The sequence below is a fragment of the Cupriavidus sp. UBA2010 genome, from assembly GCF_002335265.1.
In the GTDB taxonomy this organism is placed as follows: Bacteria; Pseudomonadota; Gammaproteobacteria; order Burkholderiales; family Burkholderiaceae; genus Cupriavidus; species Cupriavidus metallidurans.
Map to the genome: position 1 here is coordinate 68,685 of NZ_DDCI01000036.1, position 13,210 is coordinate 81,894.

Consider the following 13,210-nt stretch of genomic DNA (forward strand, 5'->3'; position numbering starts at 1 on the left):
AATCCACCCGCAGCATATTCATCTCTCCTCAAACGCTCACTAGCCAAGGAGCGCGCATGTCCAATTTCATCGTCAAGAAAGTCGCTGTGCTCGGTGCAGGCGTCATGGGGGCGCAGATTGCCGCCCATCTGATCAACGCCCGCGTTCCCGTGATCCTGTTCGACCTCCCGGCCAAGGAAGGCCCGAAGAACGGTATCGCCGATCGCGCGATCGAGAACCTGAAGAAGCTCTCGCCCGCGCCGCTCGGCATCAAGGAAGAGGCCGGCCTGATTCGCGCCGCCAACTACGAGGACGACATCGCCCTGCTCAAGGAATGCGACGTGGTGATCGAAGCGATCGCCGAGCGCATGGACTGGAAGCATGACCTCTACAAGAAGGTGTCGCCGCATCTCGCGCCGAACGCGATCTTTGCCACGAACACGTCGGGCCTGTCGATCACGGCGCTGTCCGAGGGCTTCGATGCCGACCTGAAGTCGCGCTTCTGCGGTGTGCACTTCTTCAATCCGCCGCGCTACATGCACCTGGTGGAGCTGATCCCGACCGCGACGACCAAGCCGGAGATTCTCGACCGTCTGGAATCGTTCCTGACCACGTCGCTGGGCAAGGGCGTCGTCCGCGCCAAGGACACGCCGAACTTCATTGCCAACCGTGTCGGCATCTTCTCGATCCTGGCTGTGTTCGCCGAAGCCGAGAAGTTCGGCATTCCGTTCGATATCGTCGACGACCTGACCGGCACCAAGCTGGGCCGCGCCAAGTCGGCGACGTTCCGCACCGCCGACGTGGTCGGCCTGGACACGATGGCGCACGTCATCAAGACGATGCAGGACAACCTGACCGATGACCCGTTCGCACCGGTGTACAAGACGCCGGCCGTGCTGAAGGGGCTGGTGGATGCCGGCGCGCTGGGCCAGAAGACCGGCGCCGGTTTCTACAAGAAGGAAGGCAAGGCAATCAAGGTGCTGGACGCCGTGTCTGGCCAGTATGTCGAGTCCGGCAAGAAGGCCGACGAGATCGTCGTGCGCATCCTGAAGAAGGAGCCGGCCGAACGTATCAAGCTGCTGCGTGAATCGACCAATCCGCAGGCCCAGTTCCTGTGGGGCGTGTTCCGTGACGTGTTCCACTACATCGCCGTCTATCTCGAGCAGATCGCCGGTTCGGCCGCCGATATCGACCTGGCCATTCGCTGGGGCTTCGGCTGGAACTCGGGTCCGTTCGAAGACTGGCAGGCCGCTGGCTGGAAGCAGGTGGCCGAGTGGGTCAAGGAAGATGTCGAGGCAGGCAAGGCGCTGTCGAACGCACCGCTGCCGGCATGGGTGCTGAACGGCGCCGTGGCCGAGAACGGTGGCGTGCATGGCGCGCAGGGTTCGTGGTCGCCGGCGGCCAGTGCATTCGTCAAGCGTGCCGAATTGCCGGTGTACCAGCGCCAGGTGTTCCGTGCCGCGCTGAAGGGTACCGATTCGCCCGATCCGCGCCGTGCCGGCAAAACGATCGAGGAGAACGATGGCGCGCGCATCTGGACCACTGATGGCGCCGACGATGTGCTCGTGATCTCGTTCAAGAGCAAGATGAACACGGTTGGCCCGGATGTGCTCGATACCATCGTGCGCGCCGTGGAACTGGCCGAAGCCAGCTACAAGGGTCTGGTGGTCTGGCAGCCGACGTCGCTGCAACTGGGCGCGCCGGGTGGTCCGTTCTCGGCGGGTGCCAATCTGGAAGCCGCGATGCCGGCCTTCATGATGAGCGGTGCCAAGGGCATCGAGCCGTTCGTCAAGAAGTTCCAGGACACGATGATGCGCGTGAAGTACGCGGCGGTGCCGGTGGTGCCGGCCGTGTCGGGCATCGCGCTCGGCGGTGGCTGCGAACTGATGCTGCATTCCGCGAAGCGGGTGGTGGCGCTGGAAAGCTATGTCGGCCTCGTCGAGGTGGGCGTGGGGCTGGTGCCGGCCGGCGGTGGCCTCAAGGAAGCTGCGATCGCAGCAGCCAAGGCCGCGCAGGCAGCGGGCAGCACGAACTACCTGAACTTCATCACCAATCGCTTCCAGGCAGCGGCGATGGCCAAGGTGTCGTCGTCGGCGCTCGACGCGCAGAAGATCGGCTACGTCCAGCCGACCGACACGATCGTCTACAACGTCCATGAACTGCTGTACGTGGCGCAGAACGAAGTGCGCGCGCTGGCCAACGCCGGCTATCGCGCGCCGCTGCCCGGCCAGCTGATTCCGGTGGCTGGCCGCTCGGGCATCGCCACGATCAAGGCATCGCTGGTCAACATGCGCGACGGCAACTTCATCTCGGCGCACGACTTCCTGATTGCCTCGCGCATCGCGGAAGTGGTTTGCGGCGGCGACGTGGAGGCTGGCTCGCTGGTCAGCGAAGACTGGCTGCTGGCGCTGGAGCGCCGCGCATTCATCGACCTGCTGGGCAACGGCAAGACCCAGGAGCGGATCATGGGAATGCTGCAGACGGGCAAGCCGGTGCGCAACTAATCAGGCCAACGAGGAACCGACATCATGAAACAACTGCAAGACGCATACATTGTCGCGGCTACCCGTTCGCCGATCGGCAAGGCCCCGAAGGGCGCTTTCAAGAACACCCGTCCCGATGACCTGCTGGCCACGATCCTGCAAGCGGCCGTGGCCCAGGTGCCGAGCCTGGACCCCGCGCTGATCGAGGACGCCATCGTCGGCTGCGCGATTCCCGAAGCGCAGCAGGGCCTGAACGTGGCGCGTATCGGCGCGTTGCTGGCCGGCCTGCCCAATACCGTGGGCGGCATCACCGTGAACCGCTTCTGCGCGTCGGGCCTGTCGGCCGTGGCAATGGCTGCGGACCGTATCCGCGTGGGCGAGTCGGATGTGATGATCGCCGCCGGCGTGGAGTCGATGAGCATGGTGCCGATGATGGGCAACTCGCCGTCGATGTCGCCGTCGATCTTCGAGCGCGACGAGAATATCGGCATTGCCTACGGCATGGGCCTGACGGCCGAGAAGGTGGCCACGCAGTGGAAGGTCAGCCGCGAGGACCAGGATGCGTTCTCGCTGGCATCGCACCAGAAGGCCATCGCCGCGCAGCAGGCTGGCGAGTTCAAGGACGAAATTACCCCGATTGAGGTAGTTGAACGGTTCCCGGATCTCGCGTCTGGTCAGATCAACGTCAAGACGCGTACTATCTCGCTGGACGAGGGACCGCGTCCCGATACGTCGGTGGAAGGGCTTGGCAAGCTGCGCGCGGTGTTCGCCAACAAGGGCAGCGTGACGGCCGGCAATAGCTCGCAGACGTCCGATGGCGCCGGCGCGCTGATCCTGGTTTCGGAGAAGATCCTCAAGCAGTTCAACCTGGTGCCGCTGGCCCGTTTCGTATCGTTCGCGGTGCGTGGCGTGCCGCCGGAGATCATGGGGATCGGTCCGAAGGCAGCGATTCCGGCTGCGCTGAAGGCCGCTGGCCTGACGCAGGACCAGATCGACTGGATCGAACTGAACGAAGCGTTTGCCGCGCAATCGCTGGCGGTGATGCGTGATCTGGAACTTGACCCGGCCAAGGTCAACCGGATGGGCGGCGCCATCGCGCTGGGCCACCCGCTCGGCGCGACCGGAGCGATCCGTTCGGCCACCGTGGTGCACGCGCTGCGTCGCCACAACATGAAGTACGGCATGGTGACCATGTGCGTGGGCACGGGCATGGGCGCCGCCGGGATTTTCGAGCGCGTATAAATAAAACGCGCCAGGGACAGCCCGACGGGTGGGCTGTCCCGACCTTCGATCAGGTGAGGAAATGCATGGACACGGAGATGCCAACACACTGAAACCGAGGGGAGAACAATAATATGCAGGAGACCGCCATTCTGGCCGACGCGGCGTGTGACATGCCGCGCGCGATGATGGACGCGCTAGGCGTCCGCACGATTCCATTCCGCATCCGGGCCGGCGACCGCTTCGTAGTCGACACCCGCGACGAAGCCGAGCTTCCAAACCTGTACCAGAAGTATCTGGTCGGCAAGCAGGACCACTACGCGGAATCGATCCCGCTGCTCGAGCGCGAGCTGGAAGACCATTTGCTCAAGAACGTGGTGGCCGGTTGTGACCGGGCCATTCTGCTGACCATCGCCAGCAGCCGCAGCAAGCTGTATTCGAATGCCACCGGCGCGGTGGTCGGTACTGTCGCGCGCAGTTTCAAGCTGCGCAAGGATGCTGGCCGCAGCGGGTTGTTCGACCTGACCGTGATCGACACCGGCGCCATCGGCCCTGGCCAGGCGCTGATCGTGCGCGAGGCTGCGCGAATGCTCGCCGACGGCGCCAGTGCGGCATCCGTGGTCGATGCGGTCGAGAACCGCCTGCGCGATGCGGCCCACATGTTCCTGATTCCCGACGAACTGCTCTACATGTACACGCGTGCCAAGCTCAAGGGCGAGAACAGCATCACGTGGAGCCGCTACATGCTTGGTAGCGCGTTCAACATCCGCCCCGTGATCCATATGCACCGGGGCGTCACCCAGGCCATTGCCAAGGCGCGTGGCAACGAAGAGGGCGTTCGCCGGCTGCTCTCCCACGTCGAAGCCTGCATTCGCGCCGACAGCCTGCTGACGCCGGCCGTGGCCGCGTGTTATGCGGGCGATATCGACGAGGTGGAATCGCTGCCGGCCTGGCAGTCCTTGAAGCACATCGCCGCATCGCGCAACGTCGAGCTGATGCTGGCGCCGATGAGCCTGACCGTCGCGCTGAACGTGGGAGCGGGCGCGTTCGGCTTGAGTTATCTTTCCGAAGCGCCGCCACCGTTCGTGTGATCGGCTTCCTTCTCAAAACGGAGACGAGGTAGAAATGAGCATTGCAACCAGCATCGACCAGGGCGTACTGACCATTGGCTTCGATCGCATCGACAAGAAGAACGCGATCACCGCGGCGATGTACCAGACCATGGCCGACGCGCTGCGCGCCGCCGAGACCGACGCCGCGGTACGCGTCATCGTGATCGAAGGCAAGCCCGAGGTCTTCACGGCGGGCAACGATATCGAAGACTTCCTGAAGCGCCCGCCGACCAACGGCGCCGATGGCGCGCCGGCTCCGGTGTTCCAGTTCCTCCAGGCGATCAGCCGGGCGACCAAGCCCATCGTGGCATCGGTCAGCGGCGCAGCCGTTGGCATCGGCACCACGCTGCTGCTGCATTGCGATCTCGTCTACGCATCCGAGACGGCAAAGCTGGCGTTGCCGTTTGCCCAACTCGGCCTCTGCCCGGAGGCGGCATCGAGCCTGCTGTTGCCGCGCATGGTCGGCTATCAGCGCGCCGCCGAAAAGCTGCTGCTTGGCGAGGCATTCAGCGCACAGGAAGCCTTTGAGATCGGTCTGGTGACGAAGGTGCTGCCGGTGGCGGAACTGCAGGGTTATGTGCGTCAGCAGGCGGCCAAGCTGGCGGTGTTGCCCGCGTCGTCGCTGCGCGAAACCAAGCGCCTGATGAAGGGCGATGACGCGGCTGCCGTGGAAAAGAAGATGCTTGAGGAGGGCGAGGTGTTCCGCCGCATGCTGGTGGCGCCGGAAGCGAAGGAGGCCTTTACGGCATTCTTCGAGAAGCGCAAGCCGGATTTCTCGAAATTCAGCTAAGGCGAAGCAAGGTGTAGCTTGTTTGCGTCCCTCTCCCATGCGATGGGAGAGAGGCTGCGGAGAGGAGAGAACGCTCTGCGATCAAGCCGCCGGCAACACCCTCGGTTGCCGGCTCTCGTCGGTGGCCACGTAAGTCAGCGTGGCCTCCGTCACTTTCACGATCTCGTTGGCGTGGCGCATTCGTTGCGCGTAGACCTCCACGGAGACTGTGATCGACGTGCGGCCCGTCTTGACGATGTCGGCATAGAAGCTGACCAGATCGCCGACGAACACCGGATTCTTGAACAGGAACGAATTCACCGCCACGGTGGCCACGCGGCCTTGCGCGCGCTCCACGGCGGGGATCGATCCGGCCATGTCCACCTGCGACATGATCCACCCGCCGAACACATCGCCGTGAACGTTGGCGTCGGCCGGCATCGGCACCACGCGCAGCGCGGGATTCTTGCCGGAAGGGAGTTCGGGAACAAAGCTGGAAGTGGTCATGGCGGGTCTTTCGGGGCGGATGAAGCGGAGGCCAGCCGGGTTGTCGGATCTCTGCGACAATCGCGGCATTGGCCCGAATTCTAACGTATGCGCCGCTATTCCACGACCGCCGAGCCCGCCCCCGCCGAGCCGGCAAATTCGCTGTTCCAGGGCGGCGCGCGCCGCAGTGACTGGCAGACCGTTCGCAACCTGCTCCCCTACGTCTGGCACTACAAGTGGCGCGTGATGCTGGCGCTGACCTGCCTGGTCGCCGCCAAGGTGGCCAACCTGGGCGTGCCGGTGCTGATGAAGAAGCTGGTCGACAGCATGAACATCGCGCCTGGCGATCCGGCAGCGTTGCTGGCCGTGCCAGTGGGATTGATTGTCGGCTACGGCCTGTTGCGCCTATCGAGCACGCTGTTCACCGAGTTGCGTGAAATCCTCTTCTCGAAGGTCACGCAGAGCGCGGTGCGAGAGATCGCGCTGCAGGTGTTCCGCCATTTGCACGCGCTGTCGCTGCGCTTCCATCTGGATCGGCAGACCGGGGGGATGAGCCGGGACATCGAGCGCGGGACGCGCGGCATCCAGTCCCTGATCTCGTACTCGCTGTACAGCATCCTGCCCACGCTGGTCGAGATGTCGCTCGTGATCGGCTTCTTCGTTGTGCGCTACGACATCTGGTTCGCCGCGATCACGATCTGCGCGCTGGCTGGCTATATCGTGTTCACGATCGTCGTGACCGAATGGCGCACGCATTTCCGGCGCAAGATGAACGAGCTTGACTCGCGCGCCAACCAGAAGGCGATCGACTCGCTGCTGAACTTCGAGACCGTGAAATATTTCGGGAACGAGGAGTACGAGGCACGCCGCTACGACGAGAACCTGCGTACCTATCGCACGGCGGCGATCCGCTCGCAGAACTCGCTGTCGTTCCTGAATTTCGGCCAGCAGGCGATCATCGCCATGGGCCTGATCCTGATCTTGTGGCGTGCCACGGTGGGCGTTGCCGCCGGCAAGCTCACGCTTGGTGACCTCGTGCTGGTCAACACGCTGATGATCCAGCTCTATATCCCGCTCAACTTCCTGGGCGTGATCTATCGCGAGATCAAGCAGGCCACCACCGATATGGACCGCATGTTCGTGCTGCTCGGCACGCAACAGGAGGTGGCCGACACGCCCAGCGCGCCGGTGCTCGCCGTCAACGGCGCCGAGGTGCGCTTCCGCCATGTCGGCTTTGGCTACGAGAAGAACCGCGTGATTCTCGACGATGTCGATTTCACGATCGCGGCGGGGACGACGACGGCCGTGGTTGGGCACAGCGGCTCGGGCAAGTCCACGCTCGCGCGGCTACTGTTCCGCTTCTACGACGTCACGCGGGGCAGCATCGAGGTCGATGGGCAGGACATCCGCAAGGTGCGGCAGGTCAGCCTGCGCGCGTCGATCGGTATCGTGCCGCAGGACACCGTGCTGTTTAATGACAGCATCTACTACAACATCGCCTACGGCCGCCCGGAGGCCACGCGCGAGGAAGTTATCGAGGCCGCGCGCGCCGCGCAGATCGACACCTTTATCAGCGAGTTGCCGCAGGGCTACGACACGCCGGTGGGCGAGCGGGGCCTGAAGCTGTCCGGCGGTGAAAAGCAGCGGGTGGCCATCGCGCGCACGCTGCTGAAGAACCCACCGATTCTGGTATTCGACGAAGCCACGTCGGCGCTCGACTCCCGCACCGAACAGGCGATCCAGTCGGAGCTGATGCGGCTTGCGCAGAATCGCACCACGCTGCTGATCGCGCACCGGCTATCGACCGTGGTGCACGCCGACCAGATCCTTGTGATGGACCGTGGACGCATCATCGAGCGCGGCACCCATGCCGAACTGATGCGGGCCAATGGCCACTACGCCGAGATGTGGCAGATCCAGGCGCGGAACGCGGCGGAGGGCTCGCCCGATGCCGACGCGCTGGCGATCGATGTGGGCGACGCCACGCAGGATGCATAGCGCAAGGCATCGATTGTCGACAATCGATGCCAGCAACCGCGGCTGAAAACTGTCCGCGCACAATCCTGGTTCGTCATTGCGCTACCGGCGCGCCTTGCCCCGGTGCATGAGCGACGCCTGAAAAGCTGGCACGCCACTTGCGAAAAGCCCTCTCCAGAGAGATCAACTACTGGAGAAGGTCCATGCCGCAATCCCCTCTGCGCCGTCATCTGCTGAAGCTGTGCACCGTCATGGGCACCACCATGGTGCTGTCGACACTCTGCGCGGGCACCGCGCAGGCGCAGACCGCGACGAAGATCCGCTTTCAGCTCGACTGGCGCTTTGAAGGACCATCCGCGCTGTTCCTGCTTGGCGAGCAGAAGGGCTACTACAAGGCCGAGAAGCTCGACGTGTCGATCGACGCCGGCAACGGATCGGGCAACGTGGTCAATCGCGTGGCCTCCGGCACGTATGACATGGGTTTTGCCGATCTGGCATCGGTGATGGAGTTCTACGGCAACAACCCGGACGCGAAGAACAAGCCGGTGGCCGTGATGATGGTCTACAACAACACGCCAGCCGCGGTGCTGGCGCTGAAGAAGTCCGGCATTCGCGCGCCGAAGGACCTGACCGGCAAGAAGCTCGGCGCCCCGGTATTCGATGCCGGCCGCCGCGCGTTCCCGATCTTCGCCAAGGCCAACGGCCTGCAGGCGGCGTCGTTCAACTGGCAGGCGATGGATCCGACGCTGCGCGAGACCATGCTGACGCGTGGCGATCTCGATGCGATCACCGGCTTCTCGTTCACGTCGATCCTGAATCTCAATGCGCGCGGCGTGAAGGATGAGGACATCGTCGTGCTCCCCTATCCGCAGTACGGCGTGAAGCTGTATGGCAACGCGATCATTGCGTCGGAGCAGTTTCTGAAGGCCCACCCTGAAGCGGTCAAGGCCTTCCTGCGGGCGTTCGCGAAATCGGCGAAGGACGTGATCGCGAACCCGGAGGAGGGGATCAAGGCCGTGAAGGCGCGCGACGGGATCATCGACGAGAAGCTCGAAGTTCGCCGGCTGAAGATGGCGCTCGACGCGGTGGTCAAGTCGCCCGATGCCAAGGCGGAAGGTTTCGGGCGCGTCAACAAGCCGCGCCTGTCGCTGATGGCATCCCAGGTGGCCGATGCTTTCGCCACCAAGGGGCGTATCAATCCCGATGCGCTGTGGACCGATGCCTACCTGCCTTCGGCAGCCGAACTGGATGTCCTGCGATGATGGCCCGGCAAGCGCTTCACCCCGCCACTGGCGGAGCCTCCAACGCAACCCGGCCGTTCGTCGATTTCAATCGCGTCTGGCTGGCCTATGACGACGAGCTGGCGCGGCGCGGGGAGTTCGCGGTCGAGGACATCTCGCTGCAGGCAGCCGAAGGCGAGTTCATCGCCATCGTCGGCCCATCCGGATGCGGCAAGTCGACGTTCATGAAGCTGGCTACCGGCCTGCGGCAAGCCACGCGTGGTGCGGTCAGCATCAACGGCGAGAAGGTCAGCGGGCCGCTCAAGCAGGTGGGCATGGCTTTCCAGGCGCCGACGCTGCTGCCATGGCGCACCACGCTCGACAACGTGATGCTGCCGCTCGAGATCGTCGAGCCGTACCGCTCGACGATGCGCGCGAAGCGCGACGAGTATGTGGCGCGCGCCCGCGATCTGCTGAAGACGGTCGGGCTTGCTGGCTACGAGGACAAGTATCCGTGGCAGCTTTCGGGCGGCATGCAGCAGCGGGCGTCGATTTGCCGGGCGCTGATCCATCAGCCGCGAATGCTGCTGCTGGATGAGCCGTTCGGCGCGCTCGATGCGTTCACGCGCGAGGAACTCTGGTGCGTGCTGCGGGACCTCTGGCAGGCGCAGCGCTTCAACGTGATCCTCGTCACGCACGATCTGCGCGAGGCCGTGTTCCTGGCCGATACCGTGTACGTCATGAGCGCGCGGCCGGGACGCATCCTGCTGCGCCGGGAGATCGACTTGCCGCGCCCGCGTCCGCTCGATGTCACCTATTCCGAACCCTTCGCCGAACGCGTGCACGAGTTGCGCGAGAAGATCGGCCATGTCAGGCAGCAATGATCATGAACACGATGTCTTCGATTCAGGCAAAGCGCGTGCAGCGTGTGGCGCCGTGGCTGTTGCTCGGTGCGTTCCTGTTGCTGTGGCAGGTGGCGTGCCTCGCGTTCAACGTGTCGGACTTCATCCTGCCGAGCCCATCTTCGATCGTCTCCTCGATGACCGAGTATGGCGATGTGATCGCCGCACACGCGTGGCGCACCTTCTGGACCACGATGGTCGGCTTCGGCCTGGCCATTGTGGTGGGCGTGGTGCTCGGCATGCTGATGGGATCGTCGAAGCTGGCGTACGCGGCAACCTATCCGCTGATGACGGCCTTCAACGCGCTGCCGAAGGCGGCGTTCGTGCCGATCCTGGTGGTGTGGTTCGGGCTTGGCGCCGGGCCGGCGATCCTGACCGCGTTCCTGATCTCGTTCTTCCCGATCATGGTCAATATCGCGACGGGGCTGGCGACGCTCGAACCCGAACTCGAGGACGTACTGCGCGTGCTCGGTGCCAAGCGTCGCGACGTGCTGCTGAAGGTGGGCCTGCCCCGCGCGATGCCGTTCTTCTTTGCCTCGTTGAAGGTGGCGATCACGCTTGCGTTCGTCGGCACCACGGTGTCGGAGATGAGCGCCGCCAACGAAGGCATCGGCTATCTGCTCGTATCGGCAGGATCGGCCATGAAGATGCCGCTCGCGTTCGCCGGTCTCGTCGTCATCGCCATCATGGCGATGGGCATGTATGAGCTGTTCTCGGTGCTGGAGAAACGGATGACGGGCTGGGCGCATCGGGGGTGAGGTTTCTGCGTTTCTCCCCGCTCCCGCTCGGAGGGAGCGGGGAGTAGCCTCTCGGACGCCTGACCCGCTACGCGTAGTCCAGCGGCAGCGCCGTCGTGTACTTGATCTGCTCCATCGCGAAGCTGGAGCTGACGTCAGCAAGCTCGGAGCCCTGGATCAGCTTCTTGTACACGGCGTCATAGGCGGCGATATCGGGCACCACCACGCGCAGCAGGTAGTCGGTATCGCCCGCCATGCGATAGAACTCGGTGACTTCCGGGATCGACGCCACCAGCCCGTGGAAGGTCTTGAGCCATTTCTCGCTGTGCTGGTTGGTGCGGACCGAGACGAAGACGGTCACGCCGACGTTCAGCTTGGCGGGGTCGAGCAGCGCCACGCGCTTGCGGATGATGCCGGACTCTTCCAGCTTTTGTACTCGGCGCCAGCAGGGTGTTGATGTCAGGCCGACCTGTTCGCCGATCTCGGCGACGGGCACGGTGGCGTCCTCCTGCAGAATGCCGAGGATCTGACGGTCATAACGGTCCATGGGGTCTCGCAATCAAGGGGCGGAAGGGGTGCCGGGCACCCGCCGCCCTTGCGGTGCGAGTGTCAGCTGACGACGGTGTCCACCAGCAGGTTGACGCCGGTGGAGATACGGCTCTGTTCCACGCCGTAGATGTGCAGCGAGACGGTGACGTCGTCGCTGGCATTGCCGAGGGCGTGGATGTGTTGCAGGCCGGCCGGCACACTGAACGTGTCGCCGGCTTCGCGCGTCACGGCGCCGACCTGCGACGCCGTGCGGCTTTCCGGATCCCAGCGGTAGTGCCGCTCGTACATGGTGCCGCGCAGCACGCGATACGCGCACCACGTGCGATGGCCGTGCACCGGGCTGAACTGGCCGGGACGCCAGACCAGCAGCATCACGGAAAAGCGTTCGAACGGGTCGGCGTGGACCAGATGGCGGGTGTAGGTATCCGGGCTGCCTTCCAGCGCGCCCGGCGGCAGGCTGGCCAGCAGCGTTTCGGCGTCGGGCAGGCTCGCGGCGACCTGTTCGGCGACCATGCGGGCGTTCTTGGCCAGGGTGGCTTCGATTCCGCTGGTGAACGGCGTCAGTGGCGACGGTTCCGGGGCGCCGGAGCGGGCGCAAGGGGCGGAGGTTTGCATGGCGAGCTCGTCTTGGTGGTGTTATGGCTTCCATCATAGGAGGACCCTCCGAGCACAATGATGCAAATTTCAGTCTGGAATCGATTGGAATTGTAATCCTGTTCTACTGGATGCGCATTTTGGGGAATGAGCTTGCGCATCGTGCGTCCGGGCGGGCGCCGGGTGATAATCCGCGCCATGGAAATCAAATGGCTTGAAGACTTCGTCAGCCTGGCAGAGACGCACAGCTTCTCGCGCTCGGCAGAGCTGCGGCATGTCACGCAGCCGGCATTCTCGCGCCGGATTCAGTCGCTCGAGGCGTGGGTCGGCACCGAACTGATCGACCGTTCGAGTTATCCCACCAGCCTGACTGCCGCCGGCAAGGTGTTCTACGAACAGGCGCTGGCGATGCTGGCGCAGGTGAGCGAGACGCGAGCGCTAATGCGCGGCCAGCGCTCGGCTAACGCGCAAGTGCTGGAATTCGCGGTACCGCACACGCTGTCGCTGACGTTTTTCCCGGAGTGGCTCAAGGGCGTCGAGCGCAAGGTCGGCACGCTGCCATGCCGGCTGCGGGCGCTGAACGTGCACGACGCGGTGCTGATGCTCGTCGAAGGCGGGTGCGATCTCGTCATGGTCTATCACCACTCGCGCCAGGCCATCCAGCTTGACCCGGCGCACTACGACATGCTGGTGCTCGGCACCGAGCGCCTGTCGCCCTATAGCGTCCCCGATGCGTCCGGCCGCCCGTTGTTCCGGATGCCCGGCACCGACAAGAAGCCGGTGCCGTACCTGAGCTACACGCCCAATGCCTTCCTTGGCCGCATGGTGGACATGCTGCTGGCCGAATCGCCGGAAACGCTCAAGCTCGACAAATGCTATGAGACCGATATGGCCGAGGCGCTCAAGGTCATGGCGCTGGCCGGGCATGGCATGGCCTTCCTGCCCGAGAGCGCGGTACGCGAGGACGTGGCCGCCGGCCGGCTGGTACGCGCCGATGCCGCGAAGGGCTTGCCCCAGTCGATCGACATGGAAATCCGGCTCTATCGCGAACGGCCGCCGGAACACGCCAACGAGCGGCGCGGCAGCCAGCAGCGCCGCAAGCGCCAGCTTGTGGACAAGATCTGGGCGGCGCTGACCTCGTAAAAAACCCAATTTGGGGTGGGGTAATGGTTATGCGAATC

General features: G+C 64.3%; 12 protein-coding genes. 9 read left to right on the top strand and 3 right to left on the bottom strand.

Annotated features, from left to right (window positions below):
• Nucleotides 1-56: 56 nt before the first annotated feature.
• The 4 genes from B2246_RS27565 to B2246_RS27580 all read left to right on the top strand — a co-directional run bounded on the left by B2246_RS27565 (nucleotide 57) and on the right by B2246_RS27580 (nucleotide 5,585).
• On the top strand, nucleotides 57-2,483 hold the full coding sequence (locus B2246_RS27565) for a 3-hydroxyacyl-CoA dehydrogenase/enoyl-CoA hydratase family protein (RefSeq protein WP_286882486.1): 2,427 nt from the start codon (nucleotides 57-59) through the stop codon (nucleotides 2,481-2,483).
• Between the two features lie 21 nt (nucleotides 2,484-2,504).
• A complete protein-coding gene (locus B2246_RS27570) occupies nucleotides 2,505-3,704 on the top strand; it encodes an acetyl-CoA C-acyltransferase (protein ID WP_040011042.1) in 1,200 nt (399 codons plus the stop codon).
• Nucleotides 3,705-3,817: 113 nt separating this feature from the next.
• The gene (locus B2246_RS27575; protein WP_008645964.1) at nucleotides 3,818-4,774 is read left to right on the top strand and encodes a DegV family protein; all 957 of its coding nucleotides are present in this window, start codon (nucleotides 3,818-3,820) and stop codon (nucleotides 4,772-4,774) included.
• A 34-nt stretch (nucleotides 4,775-4,808) separates the two neighbouring features.
• Nucleotides 4,809-5,585 carry an enoyl-CoA hydratase gene (locus B2246_RS27580; RefSeq protein ID WP_008645965.1) on the top strand — a complete coding sequence of 259 codons (777 nt, stop codon included), beginning with the start codon at nucleotides 4,809-4,811 and terminating at the stop codon, nucleotides 5,583-5,585.
• 81 nt (nucleotides 5,586-5,666) lie between these two features.
• On the opposite strand, the gene B2246_RS27585 is transcribed toward B2246_RS27580, so the two are convergent.
• The gene (locus B2246_RS27585; RefSeq protein ID WP_008645967.1) at nucleotides 5,667-6,071 is read right to left on the bottom strand and encodes an acyl-CoA thioesterase; all 405 of its coding nucleotides are present in this window, start codon (nucleotides 6,069-6,071) and stop codon (nucleotides 5,667-5,669) included.
• A gap of 87 nt (nucleotides 6,072-6,158) precedes the next feature.
• Here B2246_RS27585 and B2246_RS27590 point away from each other — a divergent pair, with 87 nt between their 5' ends.
• The 4 genes from B2246_RS27590 (at nucleotide 6,159) to B2246_RS27605 (ending at nucleotide 10,907) form a co-directional block, all read left to right on the top strand.
• Nucleotides 6,159-8,048 (top strand): ABCB family ABC transporter ATP-binding protein/permease, encoded by a 1,890-nt coding sequence (locus B2246_RS27590; protein ID WP_286882485.1) that lies wholly within the window; start codon nucleotides 6,159-6,161, stop codon nucleotides 8,046-8,048.
• A gap of 182 nt (nucleotides 8,049-8,230) precedes the next feature.
• On the top strand, nucleotides 8,231-9,289 hold the full coding sequence (locus B2246_RS27595; protein WP_024569484.1) for an ABC transporter substrate-binding protein: 1,059 nt from the start codon (nucleotides 8,231-8,233) through the stop codon (nucleotides 9,287-9,289).
• Nucleotides 9,286-10,131: an ABC transporter ATP-binding protein gene (locus B2246_RS27600; protein WP_035881371.1), complete on the top strand. Its 846-nt coding sequence runs from the start codon at nucleotides 9,286-9,288 to the stop codon at nucleotides 10,129-10,131. The genes B2246_RS27595 and B2246_RS27600 overlap by 4 nt, the downstream gene beginning before the upstream one ends.
• Nucleotides 10,128-10,907 (top strand): ABC transporter permease, encoded by a 780-nt coding sequence (locus B2246_RS27605; RefSeq protein WP_035881372.1) that lies wholly within the window; start codon nucleotides 10,128-10,130, stop codon nucleotides 10,905-10,907. Before B2246_RS27600 ends, B2246_RS27605 begins: the two co-directional genes overlap by 4 nt.
• A gap of 67 nt (nucleotides 10,908-10,974) precedes the next feature.
• On the opposite strand, the gene B2246_RS27610 is transcribed toward B2246_RS27605, so the two are convergent.
• Nucleotides 10,975-11,433 carry an Lrp/AsnC family transcriptional regulator gene (locus B2246_RS27610; RefSeq protein ID WP_008645983.1) on the bottom strand — a complete coding sequence of 153 codons (459 nt, stop codon included), beginning with the start codon at nucleotides 11,431-11,433 and terminating at the stop codon, nucleotides 10,975-10,977.
• A gap of 62 nt (nucleotides 11,434-11,495) precedes the next feature.
• Nucleotides 11,496-12,050: a cysteine dioxygenase family protein gene (locus B2246_RS27615; protein WP_008645985.1), complete on the bottom strand. Its 555-nt coding sequence runs from the start codon at nucleotides 12,048-12,050 to the stop codon at nucleotides 11,496-11,498.
• A 177-nt stretch (nucleotides 12,051-12,227) separates the two neighbouring features.
• Here B2246_RS27615 and B2246_RS27620 point away from each other — a divergent pair, with 177 nt between their 5' ends.
• Nucleotides 12,228-13,172: a LysR family transcriptional regulator gene (locus B2246_RS27620; protein WP_024569482.1), complete on the top strand. Its 945-nt coding sequence runs from the start codon at nucleotides 12,228-12,230 to the stop codon at nucleotides 13,170-13,172.
• Nucleotides 13,173-13,210: the final 38 nt, after the last annotated feature.

Coding starts and splice junctions, on each gene's coding strand:
- B2246_RS27565 (WP_286882486.1), top strand. CDS start 57: ATGTCCAATTTCATCGTCAAGAAAGTCGCTGTGCTCGGTGCAGGCGTC.
- B2246_RS27575 (WP_008645964.1), top strand. CDS start 3,818: ATGCAGGAGACCGCCATTCTGGCCGACGCGGCGTGTGACATGCCGCGC.
- B2246_RS27580 (WP_008645965.1), top strand. CDS start 4,809: ATGAGCATTGCAACCAGCATCGACCAGGGCGTACTGACCATTGGCTTC.
- B2246_RS27585 (WP_008645967.1), bottom strand. CDS start 6,071: ATGACCACTTCCAGCTTTGTTCCCGAACTCCCTTCCGGCAAGAATCCC.
- B2246_RS27590 (WP_286882485.1), top strand. CDS start 6,159: ATGCGCCGCTATTCCACGACCGCCGAGCCCGCCCCCGCCGAGCCGGCA.
- B2246_RS27595 (WP_024569484.1), top strand. CDS start 8,231: ATGCCGCAATCCCCTCTGCGCCGTCATCTGCTGAAGCTGTGCACCGTC.
- B2246_RS27600 (WP_035881371.1), top strand. CDS start 9,286: ATGATGGCCCGGCAAGCGCTTCACCCCGCCACTGGCGGAGCCTCCAAC.
- B2246_RS27605 (WP_035881372.1), top strand. CDS start 10,128: ATGATCATGAACACGATGTCTTCGATTCAGGCAAAGCGCGTGCAGCGT.
- B2246_RS27610 (WP_008645983.1), bottom strand. CDS start 11,433: ATGGACCGTTATGACCGTCAGATCCTCGGCATTCTGCAGGAGGACGCC.
- B2246_RS27615 (WP_008645985.1), bottom strand. CDS start 12,050: ATGCAAACCTCCGCCCCTTGCGCCCGCTCCGGCGCCCCGGAACCGTCG.
- B2246_RS27620 (WP_024569482.1), top strand. CDS start 12,228: ATGGAAATCAAATGGCTTGAAGACTTCGTCAGCCTGGCAGAGACGCAC.